Genomic DNA, 21,010 nt, shown 5'->3' with positions numbered 1-21,010 from the left:
TGAAATCTTCAATTCCCGGTGCTAAAACATGAAGAGCCGTTTTTAAGATTTGTTGTGTTTACTGATTCTCAACTCATAAGAGAATGCCGGAAAATGATTAAGCCAGCTCAGCCAGCGACAACCGTTACCACCACCGAAACCTTCGGCGGCGTGTGCGCATCTGTGACTGGCTCCTGACAAAACAGATTCTGACTCCCCGCCAAACCGGACGGGGAAGAAAATCTCTCCGTTCATGATTTACTGAATGGAGATACACCATGATTTCATCTGAAAATGCACTTTTAGTTATCGATATGCAGCAGGGGCTTTTCCGTGGCCCCTCGTCACCCCATCTCGCAGACTCGGTTTTGTCAAACATTTGCCTGCTTTTACAAAAAGCCAGGCAAGCGCAAGTGCCAGTCTTTTTTGCCCGTCACACCGGTCCTGACGATTCCCCCTTCTCTGAGCAAAGTCCCTTCACACAGCTGATACCCGAAATGAGTGTGAATGCTGAGCAAGATGTCGTTTTTATTAAAAAGTACCCCAGCTGTTTCCGGGATACGAGCCTGCAGCTTCAGCTCGGCAAGCGGGGAATAAAACAACTTGTCATCGCTGGGATGAAAACAGAATTCTGTGTGGACACTACCTGCCGTGCAGCGCCGGAGTTGGGATTCAGGACTGTGCTGATTTCAGATGCGCACACGACAATGGATAACAGCTACCTGTCAGCTAATGAAATCATCAACCATCACAACGCCACCCTTGCTGGCCCGTTTGTGACGCTCGCGACAGCAGCGGACTGGAGCTTTTATTCTGAGAAATGAGATAAGACTGAGAGCCGCCCTCCCGGCGGCTTAAGTGCAAAAAGTCCACTCCTGGCACAAAGCGGACTCCTATTTGGCTCAGACGAGAGTGCCAACGCAGAGTAGTTCTTGTGTCATTCCCCCTGCCGCGCCCGGTAATTTTACGGCTCACTATAAAATCCGTCATCTAGATTGCTAACGGATTTATAACGTTAAAAATCCGGAAGGGGCAAAATTATCTACTATCCTTAGTTCGTGGAATGCATTCCCAGTCTGATTTTTAAGTTTTCGTTTTTTAAGGTTTTACAGCTTTCCCTTTTATCTATGGCATTACCAGGCTCCTCAAGAGCCTTAATGTTGAAGGTGATAATGTTTCCTGTTTTTTCAATCAGTTCCTGGTTCCGAACGCAAAGATTAATCAAAGGACAACAGCTATGACTCACATTCACGAACACGCCTCCGTTAACACGACGTATCCTGATACGCGCCTGCCCGTGCCCGCCGCGAGCAGTAGCGCCGTCTCATGGGGCGCCATCTTTGCCGGTGCCGCAGCCGCAGCATCCCTCTCTTTGATATTGCTGATTCTGGGCGCAGGCCTGGGGCTTACGTCCGTGTCGCCATGGGAAAGCCGTGGGCTTGACGCGGGTACGGTAGGGATCGCTGCCATCGCCTGGCTGACGTTCACTCAAATTGTTGCGTCGGGTATGGGCGGCTATTTAGCCGGACGACTGCGCTCGAAGTGGGTCGATACCCACACCGATGAAGTTTACTTTCGCGACACTGCACACGGGTTTTTAGCCTGGGCTGTGGCGGCGCTGGTCTCCGCAGCACTGTTAACGAGCACGATGAGTGCCATCGTTGGCGGGGGCGCTAAAGTGGTGGGTACCGTTGCCGGAGGTGCTGCGGTGGCCACGGCGACTGGCGCAGCGAGTATGGCGAACGGATCGTCGGGTATAGAGGGGTCGTCAATAAACTATTTTGTTAACTCTCTGTTCAGGGCGAATAATCCTGCCACACCGGCAAACGGTGCAGCCGATTCCGCCTCTCCTGCCGCAGCGCCTGCTCCTGCAGCGCCCTCTCAGCAACACGTTTCTCCTGCACAGTTAGGTGAAGTGACCGGCATATTTGCCAATAGCATAACCACCGGCGCTTTACCTCAGGAAGATCGTCAGTATGTCGCCCAGCTGATTGCGCAAAACACGGGTATTACTCAGCAAGAGGCTGAGCAGCGGGTACAGAGCACCTATGACAAAGCCCAGGCTAAATTAAAAGAAGCGAAGGAGAAAGCGCAGCAAGCTGCTGATACCGCACGCAAAACCACGAGCTATCTCATGCTGTGGACATTTATTTCTCTGCTGGCCGGTGCCTTTGTCGCCAGCCTGTGTGCGACCTTCGGTGGCCGTCAACGTGATTTATAATCTTTAATTAAGCGAGAGGTCTACAATGCGCTCATTATTACTGTTCTTCTTAGGCGTTCCTATTCCCATCATTATTCTGATTGCGCTGTTTTTCCATTAATACGCTGGAGTAACAGACTGGCTGTTTAATCAGTAATATCAGAATGGTTGCATGTAAAACATAAATGCCCGTAAGGGCATTTATGTTTTCGACTTTCCCTGATGCTTAGATTTTAAGTGCCGCAACGATAGCGGCCTCCATTTTCTCCGGGGTGGAGATGGGGGCAAAACGCTTGAGCGGTTTCCCGTCGCGCCCAATCAGGAACTTTGTGAAGTTCCACTTGATTCGCCCACCCAGCACGCCGGGCAAGGCTTCTTTTAGGTAACGAAAAACCGGGTGCGCCGCGTCGCCGTTGACCTCCACTTTCTCGAACATCGGGAAACTCACCCCGTAGTTGATGCGGCAGGTCTGGGTAATTTCTTCAGCGCCGCCAGGCTCTTGCTTTCCAAACTGGTTGCAGGGAAAACCAAGCACCACCAGCCCTTGATCCGCGTACTTTTTGTAGAGCATTTCCAGGCCGGCGTACTGTGGCGTAAAGCCGCAATGGCTGGCAGTGTTTACCACCAGAACCAGCTTCCCCGCATAGTCGGCCATAGAGATGATCTGGCCTTGCAGGCTGGTGGCATTAAGTTGATGAAAAGTCGTCATGCGAAAACCTTATTCACTCAATCCACGGTTCAGGAGCATCGCTTCAATCTTCGGATCGTGCCCGCGCCATTTGCGATAAAGTTCAGCTAAATCAGTGCTGTTCCCGCGCGACAAAATCGCTTCACGGAATTTCTGCCCGTTTTCACGCGTTAATCCGCCCTCCTCGACAAACCACTGATAGCCATCGTCTGCCAGCATTTGTGTCCACAGATAGGCGTAATAGCCCGCCGCGTAACCGCCGCCAAAAATATGGGCAAAATAGCTGCTGCGATAGCGCGGTGGCACGGCGGGCAGATCCAGCCCCTCTTTTTTCAGCGCGGCGGTTTCAAACGTCTCAACATCGCTGACCGTTTCCTGCGCCCCGATGCCGTGCCAGTTCATGTCCAGCAACGCCGCGCTCAGCAACTCGGTCATGTCGTAGCCTTTGTTGAACTGCGTCGCGCTGAGCATTTTCTCGCGCAAGGCGTCCGGCATCGGCTCGCCGGTCTGATAGTGACGGGCATAGTTCGCAAACACCTGCGGATGGCTGGCCCAGTGTTCGTTAATTTGCGAAGGGAATTCCACAAAATCGCGCGGCGTGTTGGTACCGGATAGCGTGGCAAAACGCTGATCGGCAAACAGACCGTGTAGCGTGTGACCGAACTCGTGGAACAACGTGATCACATCATCCCAGGAGAGCAGCGCCGCCTGGCCAGCGGCCGGTTTCGGGTAATTACAGACATTGTAAATCACCGGGCGGGCGGAGAATTCATGGGATTGCTCAACGAAATTGCCCATCCACGCCCCGCCGCCTTTGGAATCACGTGCGAAGAAATCGCCGTAAAACAGCGCCATCCCTTCGCCGGTATGGTCGAAGATTTCCCACACGCGCACGTCCGGGTGATAGACAGGAATATCGAAACGTTCGACAAAACGGATGCCAAACAGCTGGCTGGCCGCCCAGAACACGCCATCGCGCAGGGCATTATCAAGAGCGAAATAGGGTTTAATCTGCGATTCATCGAGGGCGTATTTTTCAAGGCGCACGCGCTCCGCGTAATAGGCCCAGTCCCAGGCCTGCACGCTGAAATGCCCCCGCTCACCATCGATCACTTTCTGGATATCCGCCTGTTCGCGCTCGGCGCGCGCTCTCGCGGCTGGGACAATCCCGCGCATAAATTTCAGCGCTGCGTCAGGCGTTTTCGCCATCTGATCGGCAATGCTCCAGCTGGCATAGCTGTCGAACCCTAGCAGTTGCGCGCGGCGGGCGCGCAGTTGGGCCAGGCGCAGCACAATCTCACGGGTGTCGTTTTCATCGCCTTTTTGCGTGCGCGTCCAGCCCGCCCTGAACAGTTTTTCCCGCGTCTTACGGTCGTGTAGCGCCGCAAGCGCCGGTTGTTGGGTGGTGTTGAGCAACGGAATCAGCCAGCAGTCAGCCAGCCCTTTTTCCGCAGCGGCACGCGCGGCCGTCGCGATCTCCTCGGTGCTCAGCCCCTCAAGCAGATGAACATCATCCACCACCAGCCCACCGGCTTTATCCGCCGCCAGAAGATGCTGATTAAACTGGCTGGTGAGAGACGCGGCCTCGGTATTCAGCGCTTTTAACTCGACTTTTTGCTCGTCGGTTAGCTGCGCACCGGCCAAAATAAAGTGTTGATACGTCTCTTCCACCAGGCGACGGGACTCGGCATCCAGCGACGCGGCCCCTTTCCGCACCGCCGCGACGCGTGAAAATAGCGTGTTATTCAGCCAGATATCGTTAGCCAGTCCGGCCAGTTCGGTGGAAAAGGCTTCGTCCAGTTCCTGTAGAAAATCATTGGTATGCGCCGAGGTCATCGCGAAAAAGACGCTGCTGACGCGGGAAAGCATCGCGCCGCTTTTTTCCAGCGCCAGAATGGTGTTGGTGAAATCGGGTGCGGCGGTGTTAGCAATGATGGCATCAATATCTGCACGCTTCTGGCGCATCGCCTCATCAAATGCCGGGCGGTAGTGGCTGTCTTCGATTACGTCGAATCGAGGCGCCTGGTAAGGCAATACGCTGACTTCAAAAAATGGATTGGAAACCGACATCGTTGACTCCTGGGCACATAATTATCCTCCCAGAGTAGGACAGGCAGCAGTGAGCTGCAATCCCCATTAACGGCAGACTGCTTGCTGCAAGATATTCTGTTTCCGGGATGATTAAGAAGCACAGTAAGACCCGGTTTTGAATTCCAGGCGGTGTAAATGTATCGCTGATATTTAATGTTGACGTGACCTTTGTTGACGGAAAAGTCGATCATTTAGCGATACAAAAGTTGCCTTAACGGTGTGCCGGATGCCGTGCTATGGTTGTACAACACAAAAAGCGTTGAGGAACAGTGAGATGATCGTATTAGTTACCGGGGCAACGGCGGGTTTTGGTGAAAGCATCACGCGTCGCTTCGTCGCCAACGGGCATAAAGTGATTGCAACAGGCCGTCGTCAGGAGCGTTTACAGGAGCTGAAAGACGAGCTTGGCGATAGCATTCTGACGGCGCAGCTAGACGTGCGTAATCGCGCCGCCATTGAAGAGATGCTTGCGAACCTGCCTGCCGAATGGCGTGCCATTGATATTCTGGTGAACAACGCCGGTCTGGCGCTGGGTCTGGAGCCTGCGCACAAGGCCAGCGTAGAAGACTGGGAAAACATGATCGACACCAACAATAAAGGTCTGGTGTACATGACCCGCGCGGTGCTGCCTGGCATGGTCGAGCGCAACCGTGGGCATGTGATCAACATCGGCTCTACCGCCGGGAGCTGGCCTTACGCGGGCGGAAACGTGTACGGCGCAACCAAAGCCTTTGTGCGTCAGTTCAGCCTGAACCTGCGCACCGACCTACACGGTACGGCAATCCGCGTGACGGATATCGAACCAGGCCTGGTGGGCGGCACGGAATTTTCCAACGTGCGTTTCAAAGGTGATGATGCGAAAGCAGGCAAAACCTATGAGAACACCGAAGCCCTGACGCCGGAAGATGTGACCGAAACCGTCTGGTGGGTCGCGACGTTGCCAAAACACGTCAACATCAATACCGTCGAAATGATGCCTGTTAGCCAGAGTTTTGCGGGTTTAAGCGTGCATCGCGGCTGATACTTCCCTGCCCGGCCTGCGGGTCGGGTATGGGATGCGCGGCAAAAGAATGGTAGTATTGAAGCGTTAACTCTCTGAGAAACCACATCCAATGGCCGCCGAATCGCAACTTAATCCTACCCAACCTGTTAATCAGCAAATCTACCGCATTTTGCGACGAGATATCGTCCATTGTCTGATTCCGCCTGGCACTCCACTCTCTGAAAAAGAGGTATCGGTGCGTTTTGACGTGTCGCGCCAGCCGGTTCGCGAAGCTTTTATTAAGCTTGCGGAAAACGGGTTGATTCAGATTCGCCCGCAGCGCGGTAGCTACGTCAATAAGATTTCCCTCTCGCAGGTGCGCAATGGCTGTTTCGTCCGTCAGGCGATTGAGTGCGCGGTTGTGCGTCGGGCGGCATCGCTGGTCGACGAGCATCAGTGCTATCTTCTGGAACAAAACCTCCACCAGCAGCGCATTGCGATTGAACGCACGCAGATCAATGATTTTTTCCAGCTTGACGATGAATTTCACCAGAAGCTGGCGCAAATTGCCGACTGTCAGCTGGCGTGGGATACCATTGAAAATATTAAAGCGACGATGGACCGCGTGCGCTATATGAGTCTCAATCACGTCTCCCCGCCGGAAATGCTGCTGCGTCAGCATCACGATATTTTTGCCGCGCTAGAAAAACGCGACGGAGACGCCATCGTCAAAGCGATGACCGTGCATTTGCAGGAAATTGGCGAGTCGGTTCAGCTTATTCGCCAGGAAAACAGCGACTGGTTTACGGAAGATTAATGAAAACCGCATCCCGCGTAAATTCCGGGATGCGGCATACGATTTAACGTACCACTAATACCGGTATTTTGGCGTAGCGAATAACAGATTCCGCGTTCGAGCCAAGCAGATGGCTGGATAAACCGGGCGTCTTAGAGCCGATAACAATCACCTCATAATCGTCTTTATTGCTCATACTGATGATCTCATCGCGAACATTGCCAAAACGTACTTCGGTGTGAATATTCTCCGGCGCGATATCAAACAAACGTTTTAATTCATTCATCTTTTTCTCTGACTCGCTGACCATATAAGCCTCAAATTTTTTGATGTCAGAGTTAAAGCCGCGCAGCAACGAGCGGCTGCTGATGGGCAAGATGTTCAGCAGCGTGATGGTGGCGTTATCCGCCTTCGCCAGGAACTCGGCGTGGCGTACTGCTTTATCGCTCAGATTCATTTCAAATACGTCCACAGGCATCAATATTTTCTTGTACATAAGCCCTTCCTTATCCAAATAAAAATAATTACTTATCTGTCTTCAGAGTGACATGCCTATTTGAAACGAAGGATAAACCATTCACTGAGGGAACTATCAATAAACGAAAACAATTGTCCGTTTTGTCAATTTACGTCTGAGCGGGGCTATGCGGATAAAATGCAGACAAAAAAGTGTGACCTTGATCAAAAACAAAAAAATGTTGCCGCAAGAGGCGTATTTATATTCTCCCGTCAGCGGCTGGAACTGTATATCGCCGTGATGTGTTGAGAAGAGGAGAAATAACCATGATGACTTACGACCGCAACCGCAACGCTATTACCACTGGCAGCCGTGTAATGATTAACGGCACTGGCCATATTGGGGTTATCCGCGCAATTCACGCCGAGGGGCTGGATGCGACCCAGGTACGCCGCAACAAAACGGTAGAAGTGGAAGGTTGTGAAGGCAAGTTCGAACCGATTGAACTGATTCGTCTGGGAATGCACTAACAGGTGCAATGACATGCCGCCGCACGCGGCGGCATGAGTCGTGATTATTTCTGAGAGACAGTCTGCGCCACGGTGGCCTTCGCGCCCTGCTCCAGCAACATTTTATATGCGTGCATTACCGCATCCACAAAACGCGCTTCCAGCGGCAGTTCATTGCCGAAAATCGCCTCAATTCCCAGCAGCGCTTTCACGCGGCTTTCGCCTTCGGCACTGCCCTTCACCGCAGCCTGAATCGTTGTCAGCAAGGGATCGCAGACTTCAATCGCGTTTCCGCTTTCATCCACACCACCGACATAACGCATCCAGCCTGCCACGCCCAGCGCCAGCAGCGGGAAGCTCTGCTGATGCGCCAGATGCCAGCGCACGGAATCGAGCATACGCTGCGGTAACTTCTGACTGCCGTCCATCGCGATTTGCCAGGTGCGGTGACGCAGCGCCGGGTTACTGTAGCGCGCAATCAGCAGGTCAGCGTAGCGTGCCAGGTCGACCCCTTTTACCTTCAGAGTCGGTGCCTGTTCGTTGAGCATCAACGCATGGGCTGCACGGCGATAGTTTTCGTCTTTCATACAGTCGTTGATGTGCTGGTAGCCCGCCAGATAGCCGAGATAGGCAAGGAAAGAGTGGCTGCCGTTGAGCATACGCAGTTTCATCTCTTCGAACGGAATCACATCAGCCACCAGCTCTGCGCCTGCTTTTTCCCACTCAGGGCGCCCGGCGACAAAGTTGTCTTCAACTACCCACTGACGGAAAGGTTCACAGGCCACGCCAGCCGGATCGCGAACGCCGGTAATCTGCTCGATTTTATCCAGCGTCTCTGCCGTCACGGCCGGAACAATGCGATCGACCATCGTCGATGGGAACGTTACATTTGCTTCAATCCAGTCTGCCAACTCAGCGTTAACAGTACGCGCATACGCACAGGTGACGTTACGCATCACATGGCCGTTTTCCGGCATATTGTCGCAGGACATCACGCTGAACGCCGGTAAACCCGCAGCTTTGCGGCGTGCCAGCGCTTCGACCACCACGCCCGGCGCGGATTTTGGCTGCTGCGGGTTTTGCAGATCGGCGGCAATCAGCGGGTGATCGAGCATCAGTTGCCCGGTCGCAGGCGCGTGGCAGTAGCCTTTTTCGGTGATAGTGAGCGAAACAATCGCCACCTGCGGCTCGCACATGGCAGCCAGCACGGTTTCCAGACTATCTACCTGCGCGTGAAGCGCGTTTTTCACCACACCGACGACGCGAGCGGTCCAGGCATCGGCGGACATTTCCGCTACGGTGTAGAGATTATCCTGGGCTTTGAGATCGGCAATCTGCTGTTCGCCGCCAATCAGGTTGACTTCGGTGTAGCCCCAGTCGCTATGGTGCTCAGCCGCCAGGATATCGGTGTAAACGGCCTGATGGGCGCGGTGAAACGCACCGAAACCCAGGTGCACGATACGTGGTACCAGTGTGTTACGGTCATAAGCAGGAAGTGTCGCTTTGGCATTCAACAATTTATTATTCATGAGAAGGCTCATTTAGGTGAGAGGTCGTCGAATCTGAGGAGGTAGACCATCTCACGCAATTGGTATGACATCTTTGATTTTCATCAACTACCATACAAGAAGAGAAGAAAAGGCGGGATCACGCTCCCGCCCCATCAGGTTACTGATTCACCGTGTGCCCGAGAGGCAATGCCGAACCCGATTTTTCGGCGGCATCTTCCGCGAGGCTCAGATCGCGATCGCGCACTTCCGGCATCAGGAAAGCAGATACCAGCCCAATCAGGGAGTAGACCACCATCATCGCCACAATCGGCCACCATGAGCCGGTCATGTTGCAGAAAATCCCCGCCAGCACCGGGCCGAAACCGACCGCCACCAGACCACCGGCCTCTTTCGAAATCGCCATCCGCGTAAAACGGTTACGCGAGCCAAACATCTCCGCCATGGTGATGTTTTCCAGCGCAAACAGCCCCAGCACCGCAAAGTTATGGATGATGATGATCGACAGCATGATCACCCCTGGGCTGTAGCTTTTATCGACGATAATCGACAGCATCGGGTAGGCCAGAATAATGGCGGAAATATTGAGCAGAATGTACGGCAGACGACGCCCGACCTTATCGGAGAGCCAGCCCAGCAGCGGGATCGTGATAAACCCGAGAATTGAGCTGATCATCAGCGCGTCGGTCGGAATGCTTTTATTAAACAGCAGCGTCTGCACCAGATAGCCCGCGAGGAACGTCTGAATCAGGCCGGAGTTCCCCGCCTGACCAAAGCGCAGGCCGGTTGCCAGCCAAAAGGATTTGCTTTTAAACATCGCCCCCAGAGAGGTCTCTTCTGCCGTCACCACTGGGCTGCTCTCATCGTTGACCTTCTCAAACACCGGGCTTTCTTTGAGGTTCATTCGCAGCCAGATGGCGAAGATCATCACCACGACGCTGGCAAGGAAAGGTACGCGCCAGCCCCAGGCGACCAGCTCTTCACGGTCAAGGGCAAAGAACATTACCGCCCATATCGCCGTGGCGCTTAAGGTCCCGCAGTTGGTCCCCATTGCGACCAGCGATGAGATAATCCCGCGTTTCCCTTTCGGCGCGTATTCCGCAAGCATTGTCCCCGCACCCGAAATTTCCGCCCCGGCACCCAGCCCCTGGATAATACGCAGCGTCACCAGCAGAACCGGTGCAAAAATCCCGATCTGCGCGTAGGTTGGCAGAACGCCAATCAGCGTGGTACAGATCCCCATCATGGTGATGGTGATAAACAGCACCTTTTTACGCCCGATCCGGTCGCCCATTTTGCCGAAGATAAACGCCCCGACGATGCGCGCGATATAGCCCGCGCCGTAGGTCCCCATCGCCAGAATCAACGCCATCGCAGCGGATTGCTCCGGGAAGAATATTTCATGAAAGACCAGCGCCGCACCCAGCGAATAGAGCTGGAAATCCATGAATTCCAGCGCGGTGCCAAGCCAGCCGGACACCGCCGCTTTCACCAGATCCGACGTCGTTCTTTGAGGTTGTGTCTGAGTCATAATGGCTATCTCTGAATGTAGGTAAGATGCGTACCACTTAACCGCGTTTGTTGTTATTGGCCGAACGTCAGCAAGACTTTGCAGCACTGCCGCTGGTCTTTCTCAAACAGTTCGATGGCGTCTGTCACGTGGTGATAGTCAAAAGTGTGGGTAATCAGTTTTTCCGGGTCGATCAGCCCCTTTTCCAGCCAGTCGATGACCACCGGGAATTTGTTGGCATTCAGACGAGATGAGAATATCGACAGCTCTTTGCCGGTAATACCCTGCTGAGTTACCTGGCTCGGGTCGCTGGAGAAGCCCATCAGCACGATGCGACCGCCCGGTGACGCTAGGGTAACCGCCTCCTGCAATATTGTCGGGTGACAGGCGGCATCGATGATTAACGTTGGTTTTATCCCCTTCTCATCCAGCGCCGCCTGCAGAGACTGTTCCGCGTTGTTGAACACCCAGTCCGCACCGCTGCGTTTAGCCATCTCAAGCCGTTCATCGATGCGATCGACGACGATAACCTGTTTCACGTTATAGACGCCTTTGAGCGCCTGAACGGTCACCAGCCCCATCGGACCGGCACCGTAAATCAGCGCGATGTCTTTGTCCGTCGGCTGAGCGTGCCCGGTGACGTTGGCCGCAATGGTGAAAGGCTCCACCATCACCGCGTGGCGATCGGAAATGGCATCCGGGATGGTCCACGCATTTTTCGCCGGAACCACGGCATATTCGCTGAACCCGCCGTCACGATGCACACCCAAAACCACCAGCGACGTGCAGACATTCGGTTTGCCGACTGAGCAAGGCCAGCACTCTCCGCAGCTAATTACCGGATCCACGGACACGCGCTGCCCGAGACGCGCTTTTTCCACGCCCTCTCCGACTGCGTCAATCACGCCAAAGAATTCGTGGCCAATGACACGCGGGTATTTCGCAAACGGATTGTGACCGCGATAAATATGGCTGTCGGAGCCGCAAATCCCGGCTAAGGTGATTTTGACGCGGACTTCGCCCGGTGCCGGAACGGGCAACGGACGCTCTTCGATCAACAGCTCATTCGGTTTTTGAATAACGATGCTTTTCATGGTTGCTCCTGATCGATCCCTTTCTTACATAACGCGTTGTTATTAAGAAATTAATCAATCCTGTGTTTAACAATAAAGAGATAACACATCGCCCCAACAAAGGTGACGCAGGCCGCGACAACCAGGGCGAGATTAAAGGAATGCGTTTTATCGACGATCCAGCCGGTCACGACTGGCGCGAACGAGGCAAAAACAAAGCTGCCGAAGTTCTGGATGGCGGCAACGGAGGCGACTTTGCTTTCAGCGACCATCACCTGTACCAGGCCCCACGCGGAGGTTCCGGCAAAGTGGACGCAAAACAGGGCTAACGAAATAAAGGTGACGGCTTCCGCCGGGGACGACGATTGCACGACCAGCAGAGTGCCTAAAGCCGACAGGATCAACCCCACCACAATCGCCGTTTTGCGCGTTTTGGCGAGGTCATAGCCTTTTTTGGCAAGTGCATCGACCACCAGTCCGTTGACCCACATCCCGACGGCTGCCGCCAGGAACGGGATCGCCGAGACCCAGCCGGTCTTTGCCAGGCTAAAGCCCTGCTGTGCCTGCAGATAGCCGGGCAGCCAGGCGATATACAACCAGCCGGTGTAGTTCACGCCAGAGAACCCTAAAATCATTCCCCAGGTGGTGCGGCGTTTGAATAACGCACTCCATTCGCTAAAGCGTAACGTTGGGCGCGGTTTTACCGGCGCGGAAAGGTATTCACGTTCTTCCGGCTGGAAAGCAAACTGCGCGCGGTTGCGATACCAGGCGTACCAGCAGACGCCGACTATCACCCCCAGCAGACCAATGATCACGAACATGGCCCGCCAGCCCCAGAGGATTTGCATTGTCACCAGGATCGGTGGCGCAATGGCCTGGCCCAGGACGGTGGATGAGTTAAAAATCCCCAGCGCGGTCCCCCGCTCTTTTTGCACATACCAGTCAGTGATGGATTTCACCCCGGCAGGCATAAAGGGCGCTTCGCCAATCCCTAAGCCAATGCGCAGCAGGATAAAATGGCTAAAGGAGTTCACCATGCCCGTCAGAGCCTGCATCAATGACCAGAAGATCACGCCTGCGCCTAACACCAGTCGTGGCCCGTAGCGATCGAGCAATATGCCGGAAGGCAGTTGCGCCAGTCCGTACGAAAGTGAAAATGCGGAAAGCAAAAAGCCAAATTCTGTTGCCGACAGCCCCATGTCACCGCGAATGGCTTCACCAGCCACGCTCAGTGAGGAGCGGTCCAGAAAATTGACAATCCCTGCCAGGAATAACAGCACCAGAGTGAGGGTCTGGATTTTTTTAATCCGCGCAGGCTTGGTTAAACTTTCTGTACTGATAGTTTCAGTTGTCATACGGACTCCCGATCTCAATTTACCAGTTCCACAAGGTGCCATCTTCCAGGCGGGCGACCGGCAGATACGCCGGGTCGTACGGATATTTCGCGGCCAGTTTTTCATCAAACTCAATGCCGAGACCCGGCTTATCGCCCGGATGCATATAGCCGTTATCGAAGCTCCAGCTGTGCGGGAAGACCTCCAGCATTTGCTCGGAATAGCCCATGTACTCCTGAACGCCAAAGTTTGGCACCCACAGGTCGAAATGCAGCGCGGCGGCGTGGCAAATCGGCGACAGATCCGACGGGCCGTGCGAGCCGGTGCGCACCTGATAAAGCGAGGCGAAATCGGCAATCCGGCGCATCCCGGTGATCCCGCCCGCGTGGGTGATGGTGGTGCGGATGTAATCGATCAGCTGCTCTTCGATCAGCTGTTTGCAGTCCCAGATACTGTTGAACACCTCCCCGACGGCAATCGGTGTGACCGTGTGCTGGCGGATAAGGCGGAAGCACTCCTGGTTTTCGGCGGGCGTCGGATCTTCCATCCAGAACATGCGGTACTGTTCGATGCTCTTGCCAAAACGGGCCGCCTCAATGGGGGTCAGGCGGTGATGCATGTCATGCAGAAGATGCTCGTTAAAGCCGAACTGGTTACGCACGGCGTCGAACAGTTTAGGGGTGAAATCGAGGTATTTTTCCGTGGACCACAGCTGCTCTTCAGGCCAGTCGCCCTTGGTCGCCGGTTCGTAGGCCAGCCCTTTCCCTTTCGCCATGCCGTAGGTGGTTTTCATGCCCGGAACGCCGCACTGCACGCGGATCGCTTTGAAACCCATCTCTTTGTGACGCGCGTAATCTTCCAGCACATCATCGATGGTGTGCCCGGTAGTGTGGCAATAAACCATGACACCTTCGCGCGATGCACCGCCCAGCAGCTGATATAGCGGCATACCGGCGACTTTAGCTTTGATATCCCAAAGGGCCATATCGACAGCGGAAATCGCCGACATGGTGACTGGCCCGCGCCGCCAGTAGGCACCTTTATAGAAGAACTGCCAGATATCTTCGATGCGGTGCGCATCGCGGCCAATCAGCTGCGGGCAAAGGTGATCTTTCAGATAGGAGGCAACAGAAAGCTCGCGTCCATTTAAGGTGGCATCACCCAGGCCGACGATCCCGTCGTCCGTGGTGATTTTAAGGGTGACAAAATTACGACCCGGGCAGGTGACAAAGACTTCGGCCCCGACAATTTTCATGATCCAGTTCCTTACATCGCTCAGTGTGATGCAAGGAACTTACTTAATTACGCAACTACCATACAAGTATAGTGATCAAAAAATCTTCCACAGATCACAAAACAAAGGCGCTTATGTGCGCCCCCAGCCTGCCACGATGATCAACATCCCACACAGTGCAATCAGCGCGCCTGCCCAGTCGTAGGCGCTGAGCTTCACGCCATCGACCACCCGCAGCCAGACAAGCGCCGTGCAGACATAAACACCGCCGTAAGCGGCATAAACGCGCCCGCTGGCCGCCGGGTGTAACGTCAATAGCCAGACAAACAGCGCCAGCGCGATCCCCGCCGGAAGTAATAGCAATACCGATGCCCCACGTTTCAGCCACAGGTACGGCAGGAAGCAGCCGAGGATTTCGCACAGCGCGGTCGCAAAGAAAAGTAAGGTTGTTTTAATCATTTTGACGAGTGAGTGAGAATAGGTTTAACCATGATACGCGATAATGACGCGACCATTACCCTGCCTGCCGCGTGGGTATGCCACCTTTTCAGATTGGTGTAGAATTGACCCTGGGTAAACCCACTACAAGGAACATGCAATGAGTACATTACGCAAACGCTTCTGTCTGGCGGCCATGCTCTCCCTGACGGCGTTCGCCTTTACGGCCCCCGCCTCCGCCAACACCAGCAAACTGATCATTGAGTCGGGTGACAGCGCGCAGAGCCGTCAGAATGCCGCAATGGATAAAGAACAATGGAATGACACCCGCAGTCTTCGCCATAAAGTTAATAAACGCGTTGAAAAAGAGTGGGACAAAGATGATGTCGCTTTTGATATGCGTGATAAATGCCAGCAAAGCGCGAACGTGAATGCTTACTGGGAACCGAATACCCTGCGCTGCCTGGATCGTCGTACCGGTCGTTCGGTCGCGCCTTAATTTCGACAGCCAGAAAGGATGATTATGGCCAGCCCGTTAACGGTAAAACTCAGACCGCTGGAGCGCGAGGATTTGCGCTTCGTTCACCAGCTCGATAATAACGCCAGCGTCATGCGTTACTGGTTCGAAGAGCCTTACGAGGCGTTTGTTGAGCTGTCGGATCTGTACGATAAACATATTCACGACCAGAGCGAGCGCCGTTTCGTTGTCGAGTGCAACGGAGAAAAAGCCGGTCTGGTCGAACTGGTTGAGATTAACCACGTCCACCGCCGGGCGGAGTTTCAGATCATTATTTCGCCGGAATACCAGGGGAAAGGCCTTGCCACCCGGGCGGCGAAACTGGCGATGGATTACGGATTTACGGTGCTCAACCTGTATAAGCTGTATCTGATCGTCGATAAAGAGAATGAAAAAGCCATCCATATTTACCGTAAACTCGGGTTTATGGTTGAAGGCGAACTGATTCATGAGTTCTTTATCAACGGCGAGTACCGCAACACCATTCGCATGTGTATTTTCCAGGATCGCTACCTGGCAGAACACAGAGCGACCGGAAGCCAGCTTCTGAAACCCACCGCACAGTGACGCGTTTTTACGCCGGGTAGCGGCTTCGCCCCACCCGGCTTAAACGCCTGCCAGTCAGTAATATTCAATACTGTTTTTAATGGTGTACTTGTGCGCCACCGCCGGTTTCACGCTGTCATCCACAATATGTAACTCGCAACTTACCGGGTTATTGTGGCGATCGTAATCACAGCTCTGTTTCACCGACCCAAGCGGTTTGTCGTTAAGCAGGCTGACCGCAGAGTAATCGAGTTTTTTGCGCTTATCGTTCGACGGGGTGGCCGACACCGACAGATGCTGATCGCCAGACACTGTGGTTTTACCCAGCGGATAGCCGTCAGCGTCGTAGCGGTACTTCACTTCCATCGCCTTCCCGTGTGCCGTGACGATAAATCCGTTATCGTCTGTATCCCATGTCACGCCCGCCGAGGGCAGCTCAGCCAGCTGGCATTTTCCCTGCAGCTTGATTTTTTGCTGCTGGGTTTCTGCATCCAGATAAAAATTGGCGTCCAGCACCAGCGCCACGCCGGTGTTCGCGTCCAGATCGTGCAACTCCAGGGTATCGAAACACCCCTCCTGCGAGAGCGATCCTGTGACGCGTTTACTCACTTCCCCTTTCTCATTGAACAGCGTCTGGGTGAAGTCTTTTACCGGCCCGCGCAGGGGATCAAAATCAAATTCGTTCGAAAAGCTGGCCATCTCCGGCGTAAACGACAGCGGCGCGGAGGCGTTATCACACCCCGCCAGCACGCCTGTCAGCGCAATCATTACTGCTAGTTTCTTCACATTCTCACCGATGCGTGAACATTATTACCTCACATATTAGCAAATACAGAGGGTTACTTTTTAGCGAAACACAGCAGCAATGATGACATTTGTGAGCCCGGCGACTCGTCAGGCCGGTACCGCCTCCACAATGGATAAATAGGACGGTGTGTGGATCACCCGGTTTATCTTCAGCCCGGCGTGACCTAACAAGTCTGCATACTCTTTCTCGGTGCGAGCACGTCCGCCGTCGAAACCCGACAGCAAGAGAAGATCAATTTCATACCTTCCCTGCTCGTTATCTTGCTCTTTGATCAGCGGCTCCAGAATTATTAAGCGGGAACTGGCTTTCATCGCTTTACGACAGGTATGTAATATCTGACTGGCTTTTTCATCTGGCCAGTCCATCAAAATATATTTCAGCATATAAATATCCGCCACCGGGCAGGCTTCAAAAAAACTCCCTGCTATGGTTTCCCAGCGGGATGTATTGCCTAATAAATGCAAACTGTTTTCGCTAACCACGTTATCGCGATCAAATAAAATACCGTGCAGAGTGGGATTACGCCGCAAAACCGTCAATAAAAGATTCCCCAGCCCACCGGCTATATCAACCACCGTGGCATTTTCCGGGAAATGATAATTATCGGCCAGCATGTCGTTTTCGACGCTCGACATCGAGGCCATCCCGGCATGAAAACCGTCGTCGCCTGACGGTGTTTTTTTCGTTCCCCAGTACTCATAAAACGGCATGCCAAATAATTCGTTAAAGACCGGCCTGCCTTTTACGATATCCGTCATCTCCCCGGCGGGCTGCCAGAGGGTTTTATCCGTTAACATCAGCACGGCTTCGCGCAAGGAGTAAGGGGTGTCAGACCGCAAAAACTGTGCGGCGGGGGTCAGGGTAAACAGGCCATCTTCAGTCATGCTAAACACTTCGCGAGAGGCCAGGGTTCGCATAACCCGATACAGATACCCGGCATCGACATTTAGCTCGTGCGCGAGCTGCTCTGCGGTTTTATCTTCGTCTTTAAGATGATCCGCAACCCGTAATAACGCAGCGGTACGCAGGGCAGCCTGCCAGACAAATCCCATGCACTGCTCTAACACATACATTCCATCCTGACGCTCTTTTTCCGTCAAACTTTTTTGGCTTAACATTTTATTTCTCCTGTTCCGTAAAATTTAAAAGTACAGAATTAAAATGAAACGTCAGCCAATAAGCCTAACGGGCATAATTAAATAAGCCACTCGCTCAATTTTATTTTCATTGACGACGCTGGAAATTAAAATCCACATTCAAATAAATAATGTACAGGAATATGGCCAACGAATGGATTTATTAGAAGGCTACTCATCGCTCGCTTAAATAATCACAACGTGCACTTAACCAGAATTTAATTCGCTCTCGGATTTTTCAGAAAATTTCGCGGCAATACAACTATTTACATTATGCCTGCTAAAATAAGACTTACACACAGAGAGAAGGAGCCACACATGAAACGGTTACCCTGGATTACCGCGCTGCTGTTAGCAGGCATTTCCCCTGCTGTTCTGGCTGCCCCCGACTCGTGCGAGCGCGTGAAAAGTGATATTCAGCAACGCATTATCAATAACGGCGTGCCTGAATCCGGTTTTAGCCTGAACATTGTGCCAAACGATCAGGCCGACCAGGCGGATGCGCAGGTGGTGGGACATTGCGCGAACGATACCTTTAAAATTCTCTACACCCGTACCGGCAGCAGCAGCGCACCTGCGGGTGGCGCGGGGACGCAAGACAATGCGCCGAACGAACCGCAGTAATTTATCTGCGGGAATTCCCTTAGCTTGATAAGGATTAATGTTTATTACCCCTGAATAGGTAAAACTCACTCCATCATTACCCGGTTCTTATCGCGGGTAAAACCCTACGCAATGACAAAGATGGAGTGAGTCATGTCCGATATCGAACATCACGGCGGGATCAGCCGTCGAACTCTCGTTAAATCCACTGCAATTGGCTCTCTGGCGCTCGCTGCCGGAGGGATTTCACTACCCTTCGGCCTGAAAAGTGCCGCTGCTGCCGTACAACAGGCGGTACAGCCTGCCGCGGATAAAGTGGTCTGGGGCGCCTGTTCAGTGAACTGTGGCAGCCGCTGCGCCCTGCGACTACACGTCCGCGACGACGAAGTTTACTGGGTTGAAACCGACAACACCGGCGAGGATATCTACGGCAATCATCAGGTGCGCGCCTGTTTGCGTGGCCGCTCGATCCGCCGCAGAATCAACCATCCCGACCGTCTTAACTATCCAATGAAACGCGTCGGCAAGCGCGGTGAAGGCAAGTTTGAGCGTATCAGCTGGGATGAAGCCCTTGATACGATCACCCGCAGTCTGAAAGGCGTGGTGGAGAAATACGGCAACGAAGCCGTGTATATCAACTACTCCTCCGGTATCGTCGGCGGCAACATTACCCGCTCCTCGCCGTATGCCTCGCTGGTGGCGCGACTGATGAACTGCTACGGCGGATTTCTCAGCCACTACGGCACCTACAGCACCGCGCAAATCGCCTGCGCCATGCCTTACACCTACGGCTCCAACGACGGCAACAGCACCTCGGATATCGAAAACACCAAACTGGTGGTGATGTTTGGCAACAATCCGGCGGAAACGCGTATGAGCGGAGGCGGGATCACCTATTTTCTGGAACAGGCGCGTGAACGCTCAAATGCGCGCATGATCGTCATCGATCCGCGCTATACCGATACCGCCGCAGGACGCGAAGATGAGTGGATTCCGATCCGCCCAGGCACCGACGCCGCGCTGGTCGCGGGTATCGCCTGGGTGTTAATCGACGAAAACCTGGTCGATCAGCCCTTCCTCGACACCTATTGCGTCGGCTACGACGAAAAAACGCTGCCCGCCGATGCGCCCGCAAACGGCCACTACAAAGCCTATATTCTCGGCCAGGGCGAAGACGGTACGGCCAAAACGCCGCAATGGGCGTCACGCATCACCGGTATTCCCGCCGACAGAATCATCAAACTCGCCCGTGAAATTGGCAGCACGAAACCGGCATATATCTGCCAGGGATGGGGACCACAGCGTCAGGCCAATGGCGAACTGACATCCCGCGCCATCGCCATGCTGCCCATTCTGACCGGCAATGTGGGGATCAACGGCGGTAACAGCGGTGCCCGTGAATCCACCTACACCATCACCATTGAGCGGATGCCGCTCCCGGATAACCCGGTCAAAACCCAGATCTCCTGCTTCAGCTGGACCGATGCCATTGTGCGTGGCCCGGAAATGACCGCCACCCGCGACGGTGTGCGCGGCAAAGATAAGCTGGATGTGCCGATTAAATTCATCTGGAACTATGCCGGTAACACCATCACCAACCAGCATTCGGATATCAACAAAACCCACGATATTTTGCAGGACGAAAGCCTGTGCGAAACCATTGTGGTGATCGATAACTTTATGACCTCGTCGGCGAAATACGCCGATATTCTGCTGCCCGATCTGATGACCGTCGAACAGGAAGATATTATTCCTAACGACTACGCGGGTAACATGGGCTATCTGATTTTCCTCCAGCCCGTCACCGCGCCGAAATTTGAACGTAAACCGATCTACTGGATCATGAGCGAAGTGGCGAAGCGCCTGGGACCGGATGTCTATCAGCAGTTCACCGAAGGGCGTACGCAGGAAGAGTGGCTAAAATTGCTGTACGCGAAAATGCTTGAGAAAGATCCACAGCTGCCCTCCTACGACGCCCTCAAAGAGATGGGCATTTATAAGCGCAAAGATCCGAACGGCCACTTTGTGGCGTACAAGCAATTCCGCGACGACCCGCAGGCCAATCCGCTGAAAACGCCGTCGGGCAAAATTGAGATCTACTCCAGCCAGCTGGCGAAAATTGCCAGCAGCTGGGAGCTGGAAAAAGATGAAACTATCAGTCCGTTGCCGGTGTACGCCTCAACCTTTGACGGCTGGGACGCTCCGGAGCGCAGCAAGTTCCCGCTGCAGTTGTTTGGTTTCCACTTTAAGGCTCGCACCCACTCCAGCTATGGCAATATTGATATCTTACAGGCCGCCTGCCGTCAGGAAGTGTGGCTTAACCCGGTCGATGCCGATCAGCGCGGCATTAAAAATGGCGATCTGGTGCGGGTGTTTAACGCCCGTGGCGAGGTGCGTATTCCGGTAAAAGTGACGCCGCGCATCATGCCTGGCGTCAGCGCGATGGGCCAGGGCGCATGGCACGATGCGAATATGAGCGGTGATCGTGTCGATCACGGTTCGTGCATCAACACCCTGACCACACACCGCCCGTCGCCGCTGGCGAAAGGCAACCCGCAGCACACCAACCTGGTGCAGATCGAGAAGGTTTAAAGGAACGTT

Annotated in this window: 20 protein-coding genes; 9 read left to right on the top strand and 11 right to left on the bottom strand. The window is 53.9% G+C overall.

The annotated features are described in order from the left end of the window. Positions 1–257: 257 nt before the first annotated feature. Complete coding sequence (locus ETG88_RS05235; protein ID WP_107703637.1) at positions 258–803, top strand: cysteine hydrolase family protein; 546 nt, start codon at positions 258–260, stop codon at positions 801–803. Between the two features lie 413 nt (positions 804–1,216). Beyond that, the gene (locus tag ETG88_RS05230) at positions 1,217–2,200 is read left to right on the top strand and encodes a hypothetical protein (RefSeq protein ID WP_129034854.1); all 984 of its coding nucleotides are present in this window, start codon (positions 1,217–1,219) and stop codon (positions 2,198–2,200) included. 205 nt (positions 2,201–2,405) lie between these two features. Here ETG88_RS05230 and ETG88_RS05225 read toward each other — a convergent pair whose 3' ends face one another. Both ETG88_RS05225 and dcp read right to left on the bottom strand, forming a co-directional pair. Continuing rightward, positions 2,406–2,888, bottom strand: coding sequence for a glutathione peroxidase (locus ETG88_RS05225; protein WP_100780262.1), 483 nt, complete (start codon positions 2,886–2,888; stop codon positions 2,406–2,408). A 9-nt stretch (positions 2,889–2,897) separates the two neighbouring features. Continuing rightward, positions 2,898–4,937 (bottom strand): peptidyl-dipeptidase Dcp, encoded by a 2,040-nt coding sequence (dcp, locus tag ETG88_RS05220; RefSeq protein WP_129034853.1) that lies wholly within the window; start codon positions 4,935–4,937, stop codon positions 2,898–2,900. A 295-nt stretch (positions 4,938–5,232) separates the two neighbouring features. On the opposite strand from dcp, the gene ydfG reads away from it, so the two are divergent. Then, positions 5,233–5,979, top strand: a complete 747-nt coding sequence (ydfG, locus tag ETG88_RS05215) for a bifunctional NADP-dependent 3-hydroxy acid dehydrogenase/3-hydroxypropionate dehydrogenase YdfG (protein ID WP_102103648.1) — start codon at positions 5,233–5,235, stop codon at positions 5,977–5,979. Between the two features lie 91 nt (positions 5,980–6,070). After that, entirely contained in the window at positions 6,071–6,757 is a 687-nt protein-coding gene (locus tag ETG88_RS05210) for a GntR family transcriptional regulator (RefSeq protein WP_129034852.1), read from the top strand. A gap of 43 nt (positions 6,758–6,800) precedes the next feature. Here the strand turns inward: ETG88_RS05210 and ETG88_RS05205 are convergent, their stop codons facing one another. Then, positions 6,801–7,232 (bottom strand): universal stress protein, encoded by a 432-nt coding sequence (locus ETG88_RS05205; protein ID WP_100780266.1) that lies wholly within the window; start codon positions 7,230–7,232, stop codon positions 6,801–6,803. Positions 7,233–7,519: 287 nt separating this feature from the next. Here ETG88_RS05205 and ydfZ point away from each other — a divergent pair, with 287 nt between their 5' ends. Then, positions 7,520–7,723: a putative selenium delivery protein YdfZ gene (gene ydfZ, locus ETG88_RS05200; RefSeq protein ID WP_100780267.1), complete on the top strand. Its 204-nt coding sequence runs from the start codon at positions 7,520–7,522 to the stop codon at positions 7,721–7,723. Positions 7,724–7,767: 44 nt separating this feature from the next. On the opposite strand, the gene ETG88_RS05195 is transcribed toward ydfZ, so the two are convergent. The 6 genes from ETG88_RS05195 to ETG88_RS05170 form a co-directional block, all read right to left on the bottom strand. Continuing rightward, positions 7,768–9,231, bottom strand: coding sequence for a mannitol dehydrogenase family protein (locus ETG88_RS05195; protein ID WP_129034851.1), 1,464 nt, complete (start codon positions 9,229–9,231; stop codon positions 7,768–7,770). 139 nt (positions 9,232–9,370) lie between these two features. Then, the gene (locus ETG88_RS05190) at positions 9,371–10,741 is read right to left on the bottom strand and encodes an MFS transporter (protein WP_129034850.1); all 1,371 of its coding nucleotides are present in this window, start codon (positions 10,739–10,741) and stop codon (positions 9,371–9,373) included. Between the two features lie 53 nt (positions 10,742–10,794). Next, a complete protein-coding gene (locus ETG88_RS05185) occupies positions 10,795–11,814 on the bottom strand; it encodes a Zn-dependent oxidoreductase (RefSeq protein WP_129034849.1) in 1,020 nt (339 codons plus the stop codon). A 50-nt stretch (positions 11,815–11,864) separates the two neighbouring features. Next, positions 11,865–13,148: an MFS transporter gene (locus ETG88_RS05180; protein ID WP_129034848.1), complete on the bottom strand. Its 1,284-nt coding sequence runs from the start codon at positions 13,146–13,148 to the stop codon at positions 11,865–11,867. 19 nt (positions 13,149–13,167) lie between these two features. Further along, positions 13,168–14,382 carry a starvation-sensing protein RspA gene (gene rspA, locus ETG88_RS05175; protein ID WP_129034847.1) on the bottom strand — a complete coding sequence of 405 codons (1,215 nt, stop codon included), beginning with the start codon at positions 14,380–14,382 and terminating at the stop codon, positions 13,168–13,170. Between the two features lie 111 nt (positions 14,383–14,493). Further along, positions 14,494–14,820: a YnfA family protein gene (locus ETG88_RS05170; protein WP_129034846.1), complete on the bottom strand. Its 327-nt coding sequence runs from the start codon at positions 14,818–14,820 to the stop codon at positions 14,494–14,496. A 139-nt stretch (positions 14,821–14,959) separates the two neighbouring features. Between ETG88_RS05170 and ETG88_RS05165 the strand changes: the two genes are divergently transcribed. Next, positions 14,960–15,298 (top strand): DUF1283 family protein, encoded by a 339-nt coding sequence (locus ETG88_RS05165; protein ID WP_129034845.1) that lies wholly within the window; start codon positions 14,960–14,962, stop codon positions 15,296–15,298. A gap of 24 nt (positions 15,299–15,322) precedes the next feature. After that, complete coding sequence (gene speG / locus ETG88_RS05160) at positions 15,323–15,883, top strand: spermidine N1-acetyltransferase (RefSeq protein WP_129034844.1); 561 nt, start codon at positions 15,323–15,325, stop codon at positions 15,881–15,883. Positions 15,884–15,937: 54 nt separating this feature from the next. Here speG and ETG88_RS05155 read toward each other — a convergent pair whose 3' ends face one another. Next, on the bottom strand, positions 15,938–16,648 hold the full coding sequence (locus ETG88_RS05155) for a YnfC family lipoprotein (protein ID WP_100780276.1): 711 nt from the start codon (positions 16,646–16,648) through the stop codon (positions 15,938–15,940). 108 nt (positions 16,649–16,756) lie between these two features. After that, positions 16,757–17,788 (bottom strand): methyltransferase, encoded by a 1,032-nt coding sequence (locus tag ETG88_RS05150; RefSeq protein ID WP_129034843.1) that lies wholly within the window; start codon positions 17,786–17,788, stop codon positions 16,757–16,759. 336 nt (positions 17,789–18,124) lie between these two features. Here ETG88_RS05150 and ETG88_RS05145 point away from each other — a divergent pair, with 336 nt between their 5' ends. Together ETG88_RS05145 and ynfE are read left to right on the top strand one after the other, a co-directional pair. Further along, positions 18,125–18,430: a DUF1161 domain-containing protein gene (locus tag ETG88_RS05145; RefSeq protein WP_100780278.1), complete on the top strand. Its 306-nt coding sequence runs from the start codon at positions 18,125–18,127 to the stop codon at positions 18,428–18,430. A gap of 132 nt (positions 18,431–18,562) precedes the next feature. Then, positions 18,563–21,001 carry a selenate/tellurate reductase subunit YnfE gene (gene ynfE, locus ETG88_RS05140; RefSeq protein WP_129034842.1) on the top strand — a complete coding sequence of 813 codons (2,439 nt, stop codon included), beginning with the start codon at positions 18,563–18,565 and terminating at the stop codon, positions 20,999–21,001. The last annotated feature ends 9 nt before the right edge of the window (positions 21,002–21,010 follow it).

This window comes from Lelliottia nimipressuralis (genome assembly GCF_004115925.1).
GTDB lineage: Bacteria > Pseudomonadota > Gammaproteobacteria > Enterobacterales > Enterobacteriaceae > Enterobacter > Enterobacter nimipressuralis.
This window is presented reverse-complemented; position numbering and strand designations above follow the sequence as displayed.

Coding starts and splice junctions, on each gene's coding strand:
- dcp (WP_129034853.1), bottom strand. CDS start 4,937: ATGTCGGTTTCCAATCCATTTTTTGAAGTCAGCGTATTGCCTTACCAG.
- ETG88_RS05170 (WP_129034846.1), bottom strand. CDS start 14,820: ATGATTAAAACAACCTTACTTTTCTTTGCGACCGCGCTGTGCGAAATC.
- ydfZ (WP_100780267.1), top strand. CDS start 7,520: ATGATGACTTACGACCGCAACCGCAACGCTATTACCACTGGCAGCCGT.
- ETG88_RS05195 (WP_129034851.1), bottom strand. CDS start 9,231: ATGAATAATAAATTGTTGAATGCCAAAGCGACACTTCCTGCTTATGAC.
- ETG88_RS05150 (WP_129034843.1), bottom strand. CDS start 17,788: ATGTTAAGCCAAAAAAGTTTGACGGAAAAAGAGCGTCAGGATGGAATG.
- ETG88_RS05205 (WP_100780266.1), bottom strand. CDS start 7,232: ATGTACAAGAAAATATTGATGCCTGTGGACGTATTTGAAATGAATCTG.
- ETG88_RS05190 (WP_129034850.1), bottom strand. CDS start 10,741: ATGACTCAGACACAACCTCAAAGAACGACGTCGGATCTGGTGAAAGCG.
- ynfE (WP_129034842.1), top strand. CDS start 18,563: ATGTCCGATATCGAACATCACGGCGGGATCAGCCGTCGAACTCTCGTT.
- ETG88_RS05235 (WP_107703637.1), top strand. CDS start 258: ATGATTTCATCTGAAAATGCACTTTTAGTTATCGATATGCAGCAGGGG.
- ETG88_RS05230 (WP_129034854.1), top strand. CDS start 1,217: ATGACTCACATTCACGAACACGCCTCCGTTAACACGACGTATCCTGAT.
- speG (WP_129034844.1), top strand. CDS start 15,323: ATGGCCAGCCCGTTAACGGTAAAACTCAGACCGCTGGAGCGCGAGGAT.
- ETG88_RS05145 (WP_100780278.1), top strand. CDS start 18,125: ATGAAACGGTTACCCTGGATTACCGCGCTGCTGTTAGCAGGCATTTCC.
- rspA (WP_129034847.1), bottom strand. CDS start 14,382: ATGAAAATTGTCGGGGCCGAAGTCTTTGTCACCTGCCCGGGTCGTAAT.
- ydfG (WP_102103648.1), top strand. CDS start 5,233: ATGATCGTATTAGTTACCGGGGCAACGGCGGGTTTTGGTGAAAGCATC.
- ETG88_RS05180 (WP_129034848.1), bottom strand. CDS start 13,148: ATGACAACTGAAACTATCAGTACAGAAAGTTTAACCAAGCCTGCGCGG.
- ETG88_RS05185 (WP_129034849.1), bottom strand. CDS start 11,814: ATGAAAAGCATCGTTATTCAAAAACCGAATGAGCTGTTGATCGAAGAG.
- ETG88_RS05165 (WP_129034845.1), top strand. CDS start 14,960: ATGAGTACATTACGCAAACGCTTCTGTCTGGCGGCCATGCTCTCCCTG.
- ETG88_RS05225 (WP_100780262.1), bottom strand. CDS start 2,888: ATGACGACTTTTCATCAACTTAATGCCACCAGCCTGCAAGGCCAGATC.
- ETG88_RS05210 (WP_129034852.1), top strand. CDS start 6,071: ATGGCCGCCGAATCGCAACTTAATCCTACCCAACCTGTTAATCAGCAA.